At 65.5% G+C, this 18144-nt stretch carries 15 protein-coding genes; 9 read left to right on the top strand and 6 right to left on the bottom strand.

Features of this window, described 5'->3' with window-relative positions:
* Positions 1 to 4 precede the first annotated feature (4 nt).
* The 6 genes from ACUXVX_RS05090 (at position 5) to ACUXVX_RS05065 (ending at position 5902) form a co-directional block, all read left to right on the top strand.
* Positions 5 to 877, top strand: a complete 873-nt coding sequence (locus ACUXVX_RS05090; protein WP_446310652.1) for an NAD(P)-dependent oxidoreductase — start codon at positions 5 to 7, stop codon at positions 875 to 877.
* A 310-nt stretch (positions 878 to 1187) separates the two neighbouring features.
* On the top strand, positions 1188 to 2312 hold the full coding sequence (locus ACUXVX_RS05085; protein ID WP_446310651.1) for a TRAP transporter substrate-binding protein: 1125 nt from the start codon (positions 1188 to 1190) through the stop codon (positions 2310 to 2312).
* Between the two features lie 74 nt (positions 2313 to 2386).
* A complete protein-coding gene (locus tag ACUXVX_RS05080) occupies positions 2387 to 2971 on the top strand; it encodes a TRAP transporter small permease subunit (protein ID WP_446310650.1) in 585 nt (194 codons plus the stop codon).
* Entirely contained in the window at positions 2968 to 4386 is a 1419-nt protein-coding gene (locus ACUXVX_RS05075; protein ID WP_446310649.1) for a TRAP transporter large permease, read from the top strand. The genes ACUXVX_RS05080 and ACUXVX_RS05075 overlap by 4 nt, the downstream gene beginning before the upstream one ends.
* Complete coding sequence (locus ACUXVX_RS05070; RefSeq protein ID WP_446310648.1) at positions 4376 to 5725, top strand: amidase; 1350 nt, start codon at positions 4376 to 4378, stop codon at positions 5723 to 5725. The genes ACUXVX_RS05075 and ACUXVX_RS05070 overlap by 11 nt, the downstream gene beginning before the upstream one ends.
* Before the next feature lie 15 nt (positions 5726 to 5740).
* Positions 5741 to 5902: a hypothetical protein gene (locus ACUXVX_RS05065; RefSeq protein ID WP_222470587.1), complete on the top strand. Its 162-nt coding sequence runs from the start codon at positions 5741 to 5743 to the stop codon at positions 5900 to 5902.
* Between the two features lie 61 nt (positions 5903 to 5963).
* On the opposite strand, the gene ACUXVX_RS05060 is transcribed toward ACUXVX_RS05065, so the two are convergent.
* The 3 genes from ACUXVX_RS05060 to ACUXVX_RS05050 form a co-directional block, all read right to left on the bottom strand.
* Positions 5964 to 8141: a TRAP transporter permease gene (locus tag ACUXVX_RS05060; RefSeq protein ID WP_446310647.1), complete on the bottom strand. Its 2178-nt coding sequence runs from the start codon at positions 8139 to 8141 to the stop codon at positions 5964 to 5966.
* A 93-nt stretch (positions 8142 to 8234) separates the two neighbouring features.
* The gene (locus ACUXVX_RS05055; protein ID WP_446310646.1) at positions 8235 to 9215 is read right to left on the bottom strand and encodes a TAXI family TRAP transporter solute-binding subunit; all 981 of its coding nucleotides are present in this window, start codon (positions 9213 to 9215) and stop codon (positions 8235 to 8237) included.
* A 119-nt stretch (positions 9216 to 9334) separates the two neighbouring features.
* Positions 9335 to 10249 carry a LysR family transcriptional regulator gene (locus ACUXVX_RS05050; RefSeq protein ID WP_446310645.1) on the bottom strand — a complete coding sequence of 305 codons (915 nt, stop codon included), beginning with the start codon at positions 10247 to 10249 and terminating at the stop codon, positions 9335 to 9337.
* A 186-nt stretch (positions 10250 to 10435) separates the two neighbouring features.
* On the opposite strand from ACUXVX_RS05050, the gene ACUXVX_RS05045 reads away from it, so the two are divergent.
* Entirely contained in the window at positions 10436 to 11509 is a 1074-nt protein-coding gene (locus ACUXVX_RS05045; protein WP_446310644.1) for a tartrate dehydrogenase, read from the top strand.
* 9 nt (positions 11510 to 11518) lie between these two features.
* A complete protein-coding gene (locus ACUXVX_RS05040; RefSeq protein ID WP_446310643.1) occupies positions 11519 to 12775 on the top strand; it encodes a glycerate kinase type-2 family protein in 1257 nt (418 codons plus the stop codon).
* A gap of 35 nt (positions 12776 to 12810) precedes the next feature.
* Here the strand turns inward: ACUXVX_RS05040 and ACUXVX_RS05035 are convergent, their stop codons facing one another.
* From ACUXVX_RS05035 to ACUXVX_RS05025, 3 genes are read right to left on the bottom strand one after another with little or no spacing between them, the layout of a single operon-like run.
* Positions 12811 to 13491: an AroM family protein gene (locus ACUXVX_RS05035; protein WP_446310642.1), complete on the bottom strand. Its 681-nt coding sequence runs from the start codon at positions 13489 to 13491 to the stop codon at positions 12811 to 12813.
* A complete protein-coding gene (locus tag ACUXVX_RS05030; protein WP_446310641.1) occupies positions 13488 to 15044 on the bottom strand; it encodes a hydantoinase/oxoprolinase N-terminal domain-containing protein in 1557 nt (518 codons plus the stop codon). The genes ACUXVX_RS05035 and ACUXVX_RS05030 overlap by 4 nt, the downstream gene beginning before the upstream one ends.
* Positions 15044 to 16117 (bottom strand): DUF917 domain-containing protein, encoded by a 1074-nt coding sequence (locus tag ACUXVX_RS05025; protein WP_261384793.1) that lies wholly within the window; start codon positions 16115 to 16117, stop codon positions 15044 to 15046. The genes ACUXVX_RS05030 and ACUXVX_RS05025 overlap by 1 nt, the downstream gene beginning before the upstream one ends.
* Before the next feature lie 442 nt (positions 16118 to 16559).
* Here ACUXVX_RS05025 and ACUXVX_RS05020 point away from each other — a divergent pair, with 442 nt between their 5' ends.
* Positions 16560 to 18131: an ABC transporter substrate-binding protein gene (locus ACUXVX_RS05020; RefSeq protein ID WP_446310640.1), complete on the top strand. Its 1572-nt coding sequence runs from the start codon at positions 16560 to 16562 to the stop codon at positions 18129 to 18131.
* The last annotated feature ends 13 nt before the right edge of the window (positions 18132 to 18144 follow it).

Raw genomic sequence — 18144 nt, 5'->3', positions numbered from 1 at the left:
AGCGATGAGCGATAGCAAACCCTCGATCGGCGTGATCGGCGTCGGAATGATGGGCGGGGGCATGGCCGCCAGCCTGCTGCGTACCGGCCACGCTGTGACGGTTCTGGCGCATCGAAAACGCGACACCGTGGACCGGCTGATTGCCGAGGGCGCAACGGAAGCGGGCTCCGCCGCAGAGCTTGCCGCATCGGTCGATGTGGTGCTCACCTGCCTGCCTGATGGCCCGGCGGTGGAAGCCTGCGCCGAGGAGATCCTTTCATCCCTCTCGCCCGGGGCGCTCTGGATCGACACCACCACATCGGACCCTGAAGTCACCCACCGCGTTGCAGCACAGTTGGACGCGCAGGGCGTGGCGTTTGCCGACGCGCCTGTCACCGGCAGCCCCGCGCAAGCCGAGGCCGGTGAGCTGGCCTCGCTGGTGGGGTGCAATGAAGATGCGTTTGAGCGGGTGAAGGCCGTTGTTTCGCACTACTCGCGCGTTGTGCGCAGGTTCGGCGAGGTCGGCACCGGCCATACCGCCAAGCTGATGAACAATCTCGTGACGCAAGGCACCATGACCCTGCTCGCGGAATCCTACACCGCCGCCCGCAGGCTGGGCGTAGACTGGCAGGCGCTTTACGATGTGATGTGCACAGGGGCCGCCCGCTCGGGGACGCTGGAAAAGGCGGTAGGCCCGGCGCTGCAAGGCGACTTCGATGGCGCGCGCTTTACCATCCGCAACGGCGAAAAAGACCTGCGGTATGCGCTGGCAACCCTCGGCCCCGAGGCCGAGGTGGGCCGCGCCGCCCATGCCGTGATGCTGCGACACGTGGAAGAGGGCCGCGGCGACGATTTCATCAGCCGCATGCTGCAACCAGCGTCGAAGAAACAGGGCTGAAACGGCCTCCTCGGTCTGCGTGCTGAATGGCTGCGGGCGTGTGGGTTTTGGTTTGTCGCGCGCGACCGCCAAGAGCGGTTTCAGGCAAGCTCTGCTGTAATGCGGACGGGGCGGCAAGAACCCTGATCACCCTCATCCCAACCCGGACTTTTTCTGCGCCTGCAAAGGAGATGCGGCTCTGACGTTTGTATGAGTCCAAAAGCTTTTTCTTGAGACGTTGTCGCGATGAGTTAACATGACAAGCGCACAGATCGGGCTGCTGCAACCATGAGGTTGCACATTCGAGATGTGTTCTCAGGGAGGAGAAAAGATGAAACCACAAAAGTATGACCGTCGCTCGTTTTTGAAGAAAAGCGCCTTGGCGGGCACTGCGGCCACGGGTGCCGTGCTGGCGGCCCCGGCCGTGCTGGCCCAGTCGCCGATCGTCGTGAAGATGCAGACATCCTGGCCCGCGTCCGACATCTGGGACGAGTTCGCCAAGGACTACGCCACGCGCGTCGACGAAATGTCTGGCGGGCGGCTCAAGGTCGATGTTCTGCCCGCGGGCGCCGTTGTGGCCGCGTTCCAGGTGCTGGACGCCGTGAACGACGGGCTGCTCGACGCCGCGCATTCGGTGCCGGTCTACTGGTACGGCAAGAACAAGGCGGCCTCGCTCTTCGGCACTGGCCCGGTGTTTGGCGGCTCGGCCACAACGATGCTGAGCTGGTTCTACGAGGGCGGTGGCGCGGAGCTGTACCGCGAACTGACCCAGGATATCATGGGCCTCGATATCGTGGGCTACATGGGCTTTCCGATGTTCGCGCAGCCGTTCGGCTGGTTCAAAGGCGAGGTCAATACGGTGGCCGACCTTCAAGGCTTCAAGTATCGCACGGTGGGCCTTGCCGCCGACCTGATGCAGAAGCTCGGCATGTCGGTGGCACAGTTGCCCGGCGGCGAGATCGTGCCGGCGATGGAGCGCGGCGTGATCGACGCCTTCGAGTTCAACAACCCGACCTCTGACCGCCGCTTTGGTGCGCAGGACGTGGCGACGAACTATTACCTGTCGTCCTATCACCAGGCCTCGGAGAGCTTTGAGTTCCTGTTCTCGCGGACTTTCCTCGAAGACCTCGACCCGGACCTTCAGGCGATCATGAAATACGCCGTGGAAGCCGCCTCGACGGCGAACACCGCCAAGGCGATGCGCCAGTACTCGACCGACCTGGCCGAGTTGCAGGAGGCGGGCGTGACCGTGAAGCGGACATCGAAGGAAATCCTAGATGCTCAGCTGAAAGCATGGGACGAGTTGATCCCCGAGCTGGAGCAGGACGAGTTCATGAAGCGCTGCCTCGACAGCCAGCGTGAGTGGGTTGAGAAGGTGGCCTACTACGAGCTGATGAACGCGCCCGACTACGCCCTCGCCTTCGAGCACTACTTCCCGGGCAAGCTGGCCCTCTGAGCCAATTGGCCTGACAAAACTCCCCGGCGCGGCGGCTCCGCGCCGGGGAAATTGACTGTGGGGAGGGGACAACCTTGATCGGGTTCATTCGGTTTGCCGACAACCTGTCGGCTTGGTTCGGCAAGGCCTTTGCCTGGCTCATCATCCTGATGGCCGTGGGCACGGGCTATGAGGTTTTCGTGCGCTACGTGCTGAACGCGCCGACGGCATGGGCGCTGGACGTGAGTTTCATCATGTATGGCACCATGTTCATGATGGCGGGGGCCTACACGCTTTCACGCGGGGGGCATGTGCGCGGCGACTTCCTTTATCGGCTGTGGCAGCCGAAGACCCAGGCCAAGCTCGACCTTGTGCTCTACTTCCTGTTCTTCTTTCCCGGCGTGCTGGCCCTGATCATCTCGGGCTGGAAATACGCCGCCCGCTCTTGGCAATACGGCGAGGTCAGCATCAACAGCCCGGCGGGCGTGCCGATCTACCAGTTCAAGACGGTGATCGTGGCGGCCGGTATCCTGCTGTTCATCCAAGGCATCGCGCAGGTCTGCCGCTGCCTTCTGGCGATCCGCAACAATGAATGGCTTCAGGCCGAGGAAGATGTCTTCGAGACCGAAGACCTCCTGATGAAACAGGCCGCAGAGGCCGAGAAGGACGCTCATCCATGACGGATCCGCAAATCGCCCTGATGATGCTGGGGCTATTCATCGTCTTCGTGTTCCTCGGCTTTCCCATCGCCTTCACCCTGATGGCCATGGGCATCGGCTTTGGCTACTACGCCTATTTCGATGCCCGCCGGATGTGGCGCAGCTTCGACCGTTTGGACGAAACGGCCTCGACTTGGGACTCATGGTCGACATGGCTCGAGGGATTCATAGACAACCGAATATTCGACCTCTTCGTGAACCAGACCTACACGGTCATGTCGAACGAGGTGCTCACCGCGGTCCCGCTCTTTCTGTTCATGGGGTACATCGTGGAGCGGGCCAACATCGTCGACCGGCTGTTCTCGACTCTCAACATCGCCTCGAAGGATTTGCCCGGCTCGATGGGGGTGGCGGCGCTGATCACTTGCGCGCTCTTTGCCACCGCCACCGGTATCGTGGGCGCGGTCGTTACCCTTATGGGGCTGCTGGCGCTGCCGCAGATGCTGAAGGCGCGCTACAACCCCTCCTTCGCGAGCGGCATCATCTGCGCGGGCGGGACGCTGGGCATCCTGATCCCACCGTCGATCATGCTGATCGTCTATGCGGCGGCCTCGGGCGTTTCGATCGTGCGGCTCTACGCGGCGGCGCTGCTGCCGGGGCTGGTGCTGGTGGGGCTCTACCTCGTCTACGTCATCGGCCGCTCGGTCCTGCAACCCTCGGTCGCCCCGCGCCCGAGCAAGGACGAAGTGCCCGACATGCCGCTGGGCAAGCTCTGGATGATGATCGTCACGTCCTTCTTGCCGCTGGCCTTCCTCATCCTCGCGGTGCTCGGCTCGATCCTCTTCGGCCTCGCCACACCGACGGAGGCGGCCTCCATCGGCGCGCTCGGCGGCATTCTTCTGGCCTTCGTCTACCGGGCGATGACGTGGCAGCGGTTGCGCGAGAGCGTCTACCTGACGGTGCGCACCACGGCGATGGTGTGCTGGCTCTTCGTTGGCTCCTATGTGTTCTCGGCGGTGTTCTCCTACCTCGGCGGCGAGCATGTGATCTCGGAGTTCGTGCAGTCGCTGAACCTGTCGCCGCTGATGTTCCTGATCCTCGCGCAGCTCATCATCTTCCTGCTCGGCTGGCCGCTGGAATGGTCGGAGATCATCATCATTTTCGTTCCGATCTTCCTGCCGCTGCTGGCGATCTTCGAGGTCGATCCGCTGTTCTTCGGCATCCTCGTGGCGCTGAACCTGCAGACCAGCTTCCTGACGCCGCCAATGGCGATGTCTGCCTATTACCTCAAGGGCATCGCCCCGCCGGAGGTTCGGCTGACGCAGATCTTCTCAGGGGTGATGCCCTTCTTGTTCTGTGTCCTCGTGTCGATGGTGCTGATGTATGTCTTCCCGGAGGTCGTCTTCTATCTGCCGGAGTTGTTCTATGGCCGCTGACGGGGCAAGTGCGACCAGCCTGATGGCCCTTGGCGCAGTGGCGCTGAGGGACCGGCTGGCCTCTGGCGCGCTCGATGCTGTGACGCTGGTGGAAGCCTGCATCGCGCGGATCGAGGCGCGCGAGGCGGAGGTGGGGGCCTGGGCCTTTTTTGACGCGGGCTTCGCCCGGCACCAGGCCAAGGTGATGGACGAGATGCGCCGCTCGGGCCGCCCGATCGGGCCGCTCCACGGGTTGCCGGTGGGGCTGAAGGATGTGATCGACACCGCCCGGATGCCCACCGAGAACGGCTGCGCGCTCGACGCGGGCCGGGTGCCGACGCAGGACGCCGCGATTGTCGAGAAGCTGAAGGCGGCGGGGGCGATCATCATGGGCAAGACGGTTTCGACCGAGTTGGCCTTCATGCACCCCGGCCGCACGCGCAACCCGCACAACCTTGCCCACACGCCGGGCGGTTCGTCTTCCGGCTCGGCGGCAGCGGTGGCGGACGGCATGGTGCCGCTGGCGGTAGGCACCCAGACCGGTGGCTCGGTGATCCGGCCTGCCTCGTTCTGCGGGATCACCGGGTTCAAACCGACGTTCGGCGCGATCTCGCGGCGGGGCGTGTTGATGCAATCGCAGACGCTGGACACGCTCGGCGTGTTCGCCATCGACCCGACCGGCGCGGCGATGCTGGCCGATGTGCTCCGCGGCTACGACCCGGCAGACAGCGCCACCTACCCCGCGCCGCACCCGGCGATGGAACGCACCGCCCTTTCGGCCCCGCCGATGCCCCCGGTTTTTGCCGTGGTGCGCCCGCCCGGCTGGGACGGGGCGCATGACGACCTCAAGGAGGCCTTTCTGGCGCTGGAAGAAAAGCTGGGCGAGCAGGCCTTTGCGGTGGAGTTGCCCCCGATCTTCGACGAGGCCGCGGCTCAGCGGGCGCGGATCAACTTTGCCGAGATGTCGCGCAACTACTACCGCTACGAGCGGGACGGGGCCGAAACGTTGGGCGCTGTGACACTGGAGGCGATCCGCGAGGGCGCCGCCACCCCGGCGCGGGACTACCTCGCGGCGCTGGACTGGCCGGGCATCCTGAACGCCGGGTTGGATGAGATCTTCACCCGCTGCGACGCGATCCTTTGCCCCGCCGCCCCCGGCCCCGCGCCCGAGGGCCTTAGCTCGACCGGGGACGCGATCTTCAACGGGCTGTGGACGCTCTGCGGCACGCCCGCCGTCACCTTGCCCCTGCTGACCGCCTCGAACGGTTTGCCGATGGGCGTGCAACTGGTGGGGCGGCGCGGAGAAGACGGACGCCTGCTGCGCTCGGCGCGATGGCTCTATGAACGAATGAGTGAGTGAAAGGACCAACGGAACATGAATGCAATTCTCGCCTTCCTCGCCTTTGCGGTCTTCGCCGCCTTTGCCGGCATCCTGGCCTTTGAAGTGCCCAGCCCTGATCTGGTCGTGGTCATACTGCTGACACTGGCGCTGGTCGCCTATGACTTCATCACCACGATCTTCAATCGCCGCGATTAGGGAGGCCGTTCATCGAGATGGCCCGGCGACGCGCTCTGGCGCGCCGCCACCGCGAAACTCGTCAGGCGGCCTGCCCCGCCGCGTGCTTCTGCCAGAAGAAAGCCAGCGCCGCGACGCCGAGGCCGATGCCGTCGGTGAGCCAGCCGCCCGCGATCATGCTCAGGCCGCCGATGGCCAGCGCGACCCGCACGGCTGCGCCTGCTCGGCCGACGAACCAACCCTGCACCGCGCAGGACAGCAGGTAGACGCCCACCACCGCCGTTGCGGCGATATGGCCGATCTCGAACCAGCTGCCCTGAAGCAGCATCGCGGGAGAGAAAAAGAACATGTAGGGCACCACGAAGGCCGCTAGGCCGATCCTGAAGCTCTCCACGCTGGTCTTCACCGGGTCGGAGCCAGCCAGCGCGGAGCCTGCGTAGGAGGCGAGCGCCACGGGCGGGGTGATGGCCGACATGACCGCGAAGTAGAAGATGAAGAGATGGGCGATCAGCGGCTCGACCCCGAGGTTGACCACGCCAGGGGCGATCACGCTGGCCGCGACGGCGTAGGCCGCGGTGGTCGGCATGCCCATGCCGAGCACGATCGAGACGACCATGGCGAAGAACAGGGCGAGGATCTGGCTCTGGTCGGCCAGCGCCAGCAGCACGGTAGAAAACCGCGAGCCGATGCCGGTGAGGGCGATGACGCCGACGATGATGCCCGCCGTGGCGCAGACGGCGACCAGTTGCAGCACCATCCGCGCCCCGCTGTCGAGCGCGTGAAACAGCTGCTTCGGCCCCATTCTGTGCGGTGTGAGCCAAGAGACGACAGCGGCGGTGATCATTGCCAGGGTGCCGCAGCGGATCACGGAGTACCCGGCGAAGAGCGCGTAGATCAGCACGACGATGGGCGTGAGCAGGTAGATCTGGCGGATCAGCACGCCGAGCTTGGGCAGCTGGTCGCGCGGCAGGCCCTTCATGTCGGCCTTGAGCGCGGCGAGATCGACCATGAAGTAAACCGAGATGAAGTAGAGCGCGGCGGGGATGATCGCGGCGGCGACAATGTCCATGTAGGCGATGCCGGTGATCTCGGCCATGATGAAGGCCCCTGCCCCCATGATCGGCGGCATGATCTGCCCGCCGGTCGAAGCGGCGGCCTCGACCGAGGCGGCGGTTTGCGGGCGGTAGCCGACCTTCTTCATCATCGGGATGGTCAGCGAGCCTGTTGCGACCACGTTGCCTGCAGATGTGCCATTGATCATGCCCATGAGGCCAGAGGCGAAAATCGCCACCTTGGCCGGGCCACCGCGCCTGTGACCTGCGGCGGCGAAGGCGAGGTTGACGAAATACTCGCCCACCCGCGTCGTCTGAAGGAAGGCCGCGAAGATCACGAAGAGGATGATGTAGGTCGAGCTGATGGCGATGGGCGCGGAGAGGATGCCGTTGTCGGTGAAGATGTAGGAGAAGAAGCGCTTTGCGTCATAGCCGCGATGTTCGAAGATGCCCGGCAGCCACGGCCCGAGAAAGGCATAGGCCACGAAGATGGAGGCGATGATGACCAGCGCCATGCCTGCGAGGCGGCGGGTCAGCTCTATGATGAGCAACACGCCGGTTACCGCCGACCACATGTCGCCCGGCAGGGCCATGGGCATGCCAGCGCGCAGCTGAAGCTGGCGCGAGAAGAAGATCAGGTAGGCCGTTGCGGTAAGCGCGGCGAGCGCCAGCAAAACATCGGCGGGGGCGAAGCGGGTGCGGTCGCCCTGCGGAAAGACCCAGCTGTGCAGGATTGCCGCTGCGGTGCCGAGGGTGAGCGGGATGCCGAAGCTGGACATCGCCCATGCGGGGGGCAGCATCTCGCCCATCACGGTGCCGTTGATCCAGACGGCTGTGACGCCGATCAGTCCGTAGAGGATGCCAGCCCCAGCGAGCGCCAGCAGGGCGAGGCCGAGCGGGTTGCGGCGCTGCGCCTCGGGCGGCGTGAGGGTCATGGCCGTGGAGCCGAACAGCAGAAAGCCGAGGATCAGGCCGCCGCCGACGTGGCTGAGGCGATAGGCCCATGTCTCCAATGGATAGACGTTCATCACCAGCAGGTGGAACACCGAGTAGGCGACGCAGGCCGCCGCGATCACCCAGTGCCGCGTGCCGGAGAAGTCGCGCTGGTTGCCCGCAAGCGGCTCCGCATCGACATTGGCCCGCGCGGTCTCCTGCTCGATCATCGAGAGGTCATCGGATGTGTGGTCGGTGTCGGAGGGGTGGCTCATTGCGGAATACCCGGTGTCGGCAGTTGATACAAAGAGGGCGCGGACGGAGGTAAACTCGGCCGTCCGCGCCCGGAAGCAGGCTGGGGAGCAGCCTTACTTCAGGTTATCCGGGATCGTGTGACCGTTCTCCTCAAACCATTTGACCGCGCCCGGATGGAAGGGGATCACCTGGTTCTTCAGCACGTTCTCGGCCAGCGTTTCCTTGGCGGCTGCGTGAACGCTGACCATGCGCTCGGGGTTTTCCATGGCGAGCTTGGTGATCTCGTAGGCGAGGCTCTCCGGCATGTCCTGATGGGCGATGGCGAAGTTCCAGAGCGAGACGGTTTGCAGATCGTCCGGCTGATCTTCGTAGGTGTTGGCCGGGATGTTGAAATCGGCCATGGCGGGCACGATCTCTTTCATCGTGGCGAGCGTCTCGTCATCCATCGAGATGAAGCGCACGTCATTCTCGACCGCGAGTTGGGCATAGGCGCCGGTGGGCAGGCCTGCGGCATAGACGAAGGCGTCGATGAGCCCGTCCTTCAATTGACCTGCGGTATCGGAGCCGCCCGCGTTGGAGATGGTCACGCCATCGTAGCCCTCGGCGTTCTCGAAGAAGCGGGTCCAGTAGGTGGCCGAGGTGCCGCCTGCAGGGCCGACGCCGACGCGCTTGCCGGCCATGTCCTGAAAGCTCTGGATGTCGGAGCTGGCCAGAACGGCGGCCTGAAGCGGGGTTTGATACATGGGGAAGAGCGCGCGCACGTTTTCATGCGGCGTGCCGGGCATTAGCGGGCTCTCGCCGCGGCGGGCCTCGTCGGCCGGGCCGAGGGTGACGAAGCCGAGCTGGTGCTCGCCGGTCTCCACCAGCGTGACGTTCTGCACCGGGCCGCCGGTGATCTCGACGCCAGCATTGAGATCGAGGTCTTCGCTCAGCATCGCGCCGAAACCAGAGCCGTAGGTGAAGTAGGTGCCGCCTTGGCTGCCGGTGCCAATGGTCACGCTCGAGGGCCAGTCCTCGCGATCCTGCGCGGCGAGCGGAAGGGTGGTGGTGATGGCAGCCAGTGCCGCCACCGCTTTGAGGGTGCGGTAGTTCATGGGGTCTCCTCCGTGATGTCCTCCCGGGCCTCGTTTGGACGCGGGCCCGAATGGGAGGAGTGTGTGGAGAAGGGTCGCGTCGCGCTACGCGCCAAAGATTATATTATACTGCGATACAATCAGGCGGTGGCTTCGATGGCGTCGAGGTTGCGCTCCAGCACGCCCATGAAGGCCTCGCGCAACGGATCGCGCGTGCCCCGCGCCCAGGCCGCGGCGAGGATGAGTTTGGAGCGGGTCGTGCCAGAGGGCACCGAGAGCGCGACGAAGGTGACGCCTGGCACCTGCAGGCGCGCGGTCCAGCGGGGCACGATGGCAAGGCCGGTGCCGGCAGAGACGAGATTGACGATGGTTTGTTTTTCTTCGGCGACCTGCGCGATGCGCGCGGTGAGCCCGGCCTCGACGAAGAGCTTGATCGTGAGGTCGTGCGAATGCGGGCGCGAGCGCCGGTCGGGGACAATGAGCGGCTCGTCGGCAAGGTCGGAGATGTTGATTTCGTCCTGCCCGGCCAGCCGATGGCCATCGGGCAGCGCCACAACGGCGGTTTCAAAGAACAGGGTGCGGAAATTGATGCGCGGGTCGCGCACATCGGGGGTGCGGCAGAAAGCGATATCGAGTGAGCCGCTCAGGAGGCGGGGGAGCATGTGGATGGTTTTCTGCTCGACCAGTTGCACCTCCAGCCCCGGCTGGGCCTCTCGCACCAGTTTGAGCAATTGCGGCATCAGCCCTGCTGCCGCGCTGTCGATCGCGCCGACCTTCAGCACCGGTGCCTCCGACTTGCGCACGAAGCGAACCTTGGCCTCGAAGGCATCGGCCGAAGCGACCAGCGCGCGGGCATCCTCGATCAGTGCCGCGCCGGCCTCGGTGATCGAAACGGCGCGGGTAGTGCGCAGGAAGAGGCGGGTCTCGAGCCGGTCCTCCAGCAGGCGGATTTGCCGCCCGAGCGAGGCGGGCAGCATATCGAGCGATTGCGCGGCCCGCCCGAAGTGCAGGGTTTCGGCCACGGCGAGGAAGCATCTGAGTTGTTTGATGTCCATGAGGCGCCCTTTCGACTATTGCCGATTTGTATATAATCAATTGCCGATTGAGAAGCTGCGATGCATGCGGGTAGCGTCCGGACCACGCCACCAAAGGGCGTTGGAGGAGTTACACCCATGTCCGTCACTGATTTGGCGCCCGCTGAAGGCGCCCGGGCCAAAGCCGAACCGAAAGGGAGCACCCCGTTGAAAACCTACAAGATCGCTTCCATTCCGGCGGACGGGATTGGCCCAGAAGTCATCGCCGCGGGCCTTCAGGCGCTGGAGACTCTGGCTCGGCGTGACGGCGGCTTCGAGCTGGATGTGACCGAGTTCGACTGGTCCTCGGAGCGCTACCGCAAGACCGGTGCGCTGATGCCGGAGGACGGGGCCGAGCAGCTCAAGAGCTTTGATGCCATCTTCTTCGGCGCGGTCGGCGCGCCCGATGTGCCAGACCACGTGACCCTCTGGGGCCTGCGCCTGCCGATCTGCCAAGGGTTCGACCAATATGCCAACGTGCGGCCCACGAAGATCTTGCCCGGCATCACCTCGCCGCTGGCCGGCGTTGGCCCGAAGGATCTGGACTGGGTGATCGTGCGGGAGAACTCCGAAGGGGAGTATTCCGGCATCGGGGGACGGGCTCACAAGGGCCTGCCGGAGGAGGTGGCCACCGAGGTTGCGATTTTCACCCGTGTCGGCGTGGAGCGGATCATGCGCTATGCGTTCAAACTGGCCCAGTCTCGCCCGCGCAAACTGCTGACGGTGGTGACCAAGTCCAACGCCCAGCGCCACGGGCTGGTGATGTGGGACGAGATTGCCGCCGAGGTCAGCAAGGACTTTCCCGATGTGACGTGGGACAAGATGCTGGTGGATGCGATGACCGTGCGGATGGTGAAGAGCCCCGAGAGCCTCGACACCATCGTTGCGACCAACCTGCATGCCGACATTCTGAGCGACCTTGCAGGAGCGCTGGCCGGATCGCTCGGCGTGGCGCCCACGGGCAACATCGACCCGGAGCGGCGCTACCCCTCGATGTTCGAGCCGATCCACGGCTCGGCATTCGACATCACCGGCAAGGGCATCGCCAACCCGGTCGCGACCTTCTGGACCGCGAGCCAGATGCTTGAGCACTTGGGCGAGGCAGATGCGGCGCGGCGCCTGATGCGGGCTGTGGAGAAGGTTTGCGCCGATGGTGTGCTGACGCCCGATGTGGGCGGCGAGGCGACCACACAGCAGGTGACCGACGCGGTCTGCGAAGCGATCCGCGGCGAGAACATCTGAGGCAACTCCATGACCGATGAGGATGCGGCGGCGCTTTTGCGCCGGATGATGACGGCTGCCATCTCGGCAGCCGACCCGGCGCATGTGCTGGCGCACCATCTGCCGCCCCGCCCGGAGGGGCGTTGCATCGTGGTCGGCGCGGGCAAGGCGGCGGCGGCCATGGCGCGAGCGGTGGAACGGGCGTGGCCCGATGTGGACCTCGGCGGCGTTGTCGTCACCCGCTACGGCCACGCGGTGCCGACCGAGCGGATCACCGTGCGCGAGGCCGCCCATCCGGTGCCGGATGCGGCAGGGATGGAGGCGGCGAAGGAGATCCTGAGGGTCGTGCGTGCGGCCCGCGAGGGTGACTTGGTGCTGGCGCTGATCTCGGGCGGCGGATCGGCACTGATGCCCCTGCCGGTGCCACCTCTGACGCTGGAAGACGAGCAGGCCATCAACCGCCTGCTGCTCCGCTCAGGGCTGGCGATTGGAGACATGAACCGCATTCGCCGCCGTCTCTCGATGCTTAAGGGTGGAGGCTTAGCGCTTGCCGCCGCCCCTGCCCGGCTGGTGACTCTGGCGATCTCGGATGTGCCCGGGGATGACCCGGCCAGCATAGCCTCCGGCCCGACCGTGCCCGACCCGACAGCGGGCGAGGACCTTTCGGCCCTCGCCCTGCGGCTTGGCCAAGACCTGCCCGATGCCGCCCGCGAGATATTGCTGGAGCCGTCCTGCCCAAGCCCTGCCTTCGAAACGGACTATCGCCTGATCGCCAGCCCTCTGATGTCACTGGAAGTGGCGGCAGAGGTGGCACGGCTGGCCGGGGTCGCGCCGGTGGTGCTGGGCGATGCGCTGGAGGGCGAGGCGCGCGAGCTTGGCACAGCGATTGCGGGCATCGCAAAATCGGTCGGCCGGCATGGACACCCGACCAAGGCACCTGCGGTTCTGCTCTCTGGCGGCGAGACCACGGTTTCGATCGGCGATGCGCCACCGGGGCGCGGCGGGCGCAACATGGAGTTCGCGCTCAGCCTTGCCATTGCGCTCGACGGGCACCCCGGCGTGCATGCAATTGCCGTGGACACGGACGGCATTGATGGCACCGAGGAGGCCGCAGGTGCGCTTATCGGGCCGGGGCTCTTGGCGAAGGCCGCCGAAAGGGGCTTGGATGCGCAGGACTGCCTGCTCAGGCACGACAGCCATGCGGTGTTCGACGCGACGGGAGACCTTGTTGTGACCGGGCCGACGCTAACGAACGTGAACGATTTTCGGGCGGTGCTGATCAGCTGACGTGCTGCGCAGCCCGGCTTGCGTCTGCGCGCCTGTCAGGCGCCCGAGAGTTCGGCGGCGAAGCGGGCGCAGATGGCAGCGGCGAGGATGGCCGGTTTGCCGTGGATCGATGCGGCAAGCTGGCGGCTGGCGCGGGTGTAGCTGATGCAATCATGGATCACGAGATCGGGCGCGGCGGCGGTCATTGCCTCGGCTGCTGCCGCGATGGTGGCTTCATCCGCGTCGGGCTGGAGCGGGATGGCTTGGCACTCACGGCCCGCGCGGCTCCAGCGGGCGATGCAGGCCTCCGCTTGGCTTGGCGTCGGGATGAACACCCCGAGCTTGCCGCTGCGGGGCAGGCAGGCTTCGACCGCGCCGCTGACCAGATCGGAGGCGAAGTGAACGCCCGCGCGCTCCAGCGACGGGAACCGACCGGTGCAGGCCACGATGGCCACGTCGATGCTTTCGGCTGCGAGATCGTCCAGCCGCTTGCCCATGCCCTCGGTCACGGCCTTCTTGCTGAGCAGAATGGAGCGGCCGCTGGGCAGGGTGGTGTAGAGTGTGTCGCCGTCGCCGGTAGGGGCGGCGGCGGCGAGGCCCGCTTCATCGAGATGGTCGAGCGCGCCCATGACCCGGATGTCCGCTGCCGCCTCCGGCAACACGTGGCGGAACTCGGCCAGCAGGGCCGGGCGGGGGGCCTGCCCGACGACGAGCAGGCCGATGCTGGGGCGGGTCATGCCGGCACGGGTTCGTTGAGGGCGGCAGCCTCGCCCACCACCCGCACCCGCGTGCGGATGGCACGGCCGGGCAGGTAGGAGAGCGGCAGGTCTTCAACGTCGATCACCTTGATGGTGCTCTCTTCCGCCCCGGCCTCGACCGCAGCGGCAATCGCGGCGCGGCGGGCCTCGGCGATGGCTTCGTCGCGGTCCATATCGCGGTAGATCCGGTCTGTCTCGCCGGATATCTGCGCCATAGCCGCGCCGACCGCATTGGCGACGCCGCTGTGCTCGACGTGGATCACCTCGGAGATGCCGGGAACCGACTCGGGGATGAGCATGGCTCCGCCGCCCACGGCGAGCAGGGGCACCTCGGTGGCGTCGGTCTTCATCCGGTCGACGCCCTCGGCGATGTTTTCATGCATCTTGGCCAGCGCGGCCTGCACGAAGTCGGCGGGCAGAGCGGCCACCTTGGAGGAATCTCCGAGGGTGATCAGACCAGCAGCAACCGCAATGTCGGTTGCCGTGACCTGATCGCCGCCGAACACCAGCGCACGCTCGCTCAGCCGGTAGCCCACCGACTCGGGGCCCACGGTGAGCGGATCGCGCCCGATCTTGGTGCCGCCGCCGACCGCGATGGAGAGCAGGTCGGGCATGCGGAAGAGCGTGCGGACGCCGCCGACCTCGACCACGTTGTTGGCCTCGCGCGGGAAGCCGTTGACGAGGCAGCCGATGTCGGCGGTGGTGCCGCCCACATCGCAGACCATCGCATTCTCGATGCCGGCCAGAAGGGCGGCGCCGCGCATGGAGTTGGTGGGGCCGGAGGCAAAGGAGAACACCGGATACTCGCGCGCGGCCTCGGCCCGCACCACGGTGCCATCATTCTGTGTGATGAAGAGCTGGGCGCCGAGCCCGCTCTCTGCCACCGCATCGACGAAGGCTTTGGTAGTGTCGCGCGCCAGACCGATGAGCGAGGCGTTCATCAGCGCCACGTTCTCGCGCTCCAGCAGGCCGATCCGGCCGAGGGTGGAAGACTTGGTGACGTGGATGTCGGGCGCTTCGTTCTGCAGGATCTCGGCGGCCCGGTCTTCGCACTCGGCAGTCAGCGGGGAGAAGGTTGCGGAGACGGCGACCGCCTCGATGCCATCCTGCACCATCTTGCGGGCGGCCTCGGCCACGGCCTTCTCATCCATCGGAACAAGCGGGCGACCGTCATACTCATGGCCGCCTTCAACGAGGTAGACACCGCCGTTGACCTTGGCGGCCAGATCCTTGGGCCAGTCGCAGAAGGGCACGAGGCTGGCGGAGGCGGGGAGCGACACGCGCAGTGCTGCCGCGCGGCCAAGATTGCGCCGTTCGACCACGGCGTTGGTGAAATGCGTGGTGCCGATCATCACCGCGACCACGCCCTGGGCCTCATCCCCGGCCTTGGCGATCACCTCTTTCAGGGCAGTGCGGACACCGCTGGTGACATCTGCGGTGGTGAAGGTCTTGACCGCCGCGATCACCTGGTCGCCGTCGAGCAGGGCCGCATCCGTGTTGGTGCCGCCGACATCAATGCCAATGCGTTTCATCAGTTGGGCTCCTTGAAGACGGATTTGAAATCGAGATCGAAGCCGAAGGCGCGCGGCCCCACGGCGGCGATGCCCTTCTCGCTGAGAAAGACGCCGGGTGCTGGCAGGGCGAGCACGCTGACGCGCTGGCCGAAGCGCAGGACATCGGTGCCGATGCCATCACCGGAGACGGTGTCGAGCAGGCAAATGAGGTCGGGTGTCATCACGATTGGCTCTCCATCGAGATAGGCGACGGAAAACTCGTTCTGGAAGTGCACGACCATTTCCTTGCCGGCGAAATCATCGAGCCCCTCGATCTTGGCCTTGCCGCGGAGGAAGCCCTCGGTGGCGCGGCGCTCGATGTCGACGATCTTGCCCGCGAAGAGGCGTTTGCCCTCGGTGGCAGAGAGCACAGCCTCGATCGGGTCGGTGTGGGCGGCGCGGGCCTTGAGCACGTTGGCGCCGAGCGCGATGGCCTTGGAGACCGAGTAGAGCACGCCGTGCTGTTTGACCTCGGCGCCCGAGCGGGGCGCCTTGCAGGTGGCTGCGACGGAGCCGATCTCGGTGCAGGCCTTGCGGCTGATCCGCTCCATCCAGCGCCAGGAGGCGGCACGGGGGATGATGACTTCATTGTCGCGGATGTCGGCCATGGTCAGCGGGTAGCAGCGCAGCCCGGCAACGGCGACCGAGGTCATCTGCGCTTCGGGATAGGCGCGGCCCATCGTATCGGCATCGACCACCGGATAGCCGGTGAGCGCGCCCACCATCATGGGATGCACTCCATTGCCGCCGCCGATCTCCAGCGCCATCACGGCATCGAACTTGCGGCCGAGATACTCTTCCATCATCCGCAGAGGCTTCAGCGCGAACTCAGGGTCCGAGAGCCGCTCCTGCCCGACCAGCGGGGCGCCCATGTTGGACAGCACGGCGACAACGGCATCATCATCGAGCGCCAGCGGGTCGACCAGCGTGACCTCGCTGCCCGCCTCGTAGAGCAGGCGCATGTTGAGAAGCTTCTGGTAGGGGTCGCCTCCGCCGCCGGTTCCCAGAATCCACGCGCCGACTGCCAGGGCCTCGATGTCCTCGGCCGACAAGACACGGTGAGTCTGGCTTGGGGTTCTCTGGGCCAGGGTGTTCATGTGACTTCCTCTCAAACCGTCAGGTCTTGCGCAGCCACCTGCTCAAGCCCGATCCCGGCCGCAATCCGGCCCGTTACTGGGCAGAACTTCGGCCCCGAAACCGCCTCTCTGCAAATAGCCTTTCGCTATGGTGCAAATTCGCGTCGGCTATTCAGACCCCGCCTGAAGGCCGCTCCGCGCCGGATTTGCCACTTTTTTGAGCACACCCTCCCGCCCAAGCGCCAGAAAGCGGACGCAAGGCGGATGCTTCATAGGCTCAGGCGATGAGCATCATTCGCAATCGCTGTTTTTCCTGACAGGCCGCATCTGAATTGATGGGTTTACCGGCGGCCCGGCACTCAGGGCGGCCCACAAACAAATACCGGCCTCAAGCGGGCCTCCCAGACGGAGAGTAAACATGAAACTCAGAATGTTGACCTCGGCCCTTGCCTTGGCGGCGACCCTCGTGTCGCCCCTTCAGGCCGCCGAGAAACGTGATGGCGAGTTCTGGATGGTGATCGGCGGACGGCAGGCGGTGTCGCATATCGACCCGGGCCAGTCTTACGACTACTCCATCCGCATGATGACCCAGGCCCTCTATGACGGGCTGGTCAAATACACCGGCAACCCGCCCGAGGTCGAGCCGTGGCTTGCCACCGACTGGACGACCTCGGAAGACGGCCTGACATGGACCTTCAACCTTGCCGAGAACGCCACCTTCCACAACGGCGACCCGGTGACGGCTGAAGCTGTCGTGTATTCTTACCAGCGGGTGCTGGAGATGAATGAGGGCGTGGCATGGATGCTCTCAGAGATCCTGAAGCCCGAGAACATCAAGGCCACCGGCGAGCATACGGTCGAGTTCACCCTCGATCGCCCCTATGCGCCGTTCCTCTCCTTCCTGCCGTGGTGGTTCATCGTGAACCCGGCGCAGGTTGAGGCCAACGTGGTGGACGGCGACTTCGGCAAGGCATGGCTGGCCGAGAACGATGCAGGCTCCGGCCCCTATGAACTGGAGCGCTTCGACCAGGGCACCGCCTACTGGCTGCGCCGGGACGCCGATTACTGGAAGGGCTTCCCCTACGAGGCCGAGGACATGGGTGGCATCATCTACCGCCTGATCCAGGAAAGCTCCTCGCAGCGGGCGGCGCTGATGTCGGGCGAAGCCGACCTGGTGACCGATCTGACGCCGGAAGAGTTCGAGGTGGTGGGCGCACGGCCCGATATCGAGGTCTCCTCCACCCCGGCGCTCACGACCTTTGGCCTGAAGATGAACACGCAGGGCGAATACACCGGCGACATCAATCTGCGGAAGGCCGTGGCCCATGCGTTTGATTACGAGACCTTCGTGCAGGTTTATAACGGCAACGCCAAGCTCCAGACCTCGCCCTTTGCCGATGCGATCCGCGGCAAGGTGGAGATCGACATGCCGCGGCAGGACCTAACCAAGGCGAAGGAGTTCCTTGCCAAGTCGCAGTGGCCAGAAGGCGGGATCACGCTGGAATACGTGTACGTGCAAGGTCTCGAGCAGCAACGGCAGATGGGGCTCTCGCTCCTCAACAGCCTGAAGGAGCTGAACATCGAGCTCGAGATGGTGCCGCTGACGTGGCCCAACATGGTGGCTCGTGCCTCCTCGGTCGAGGAAAGCCCCGACCTGCTGGCGATCTTTGCCACGCCGGTCTCGACCGACCCCGATGCGGTTGCGATCCAGTATCACCCGTCGTCCCACGGCAAGTACTACGGCTCGCACTTCGTGGATGACCCGGAACTGGCGGCGATGATCGAAGAGGCCCGCGCGATCTCTGAATGGGAACAGCGTGCGCCGCTCTACGAACAGATCCAGCAGCGCATCGCCGACATCCAGCCCGAGATCTTCGGGATGCTGCGGCAGCGTCAGTTCGCCTACCGGACCTATGTGAAAGGCTATGGCGACAGCCCGATCCGGATGACGGCAGAAGTTGATCTCTACCCGCTTTACATCGAGCCCTGATCCACTCACGGCA

Source organism: Vannielia sp. SX4 (assembly GCF_052828525.1).
Note: the sequence above shows the minus strand (reverse complement) of the source record. Positions and strands in the feature narration are given on the sequence as shown.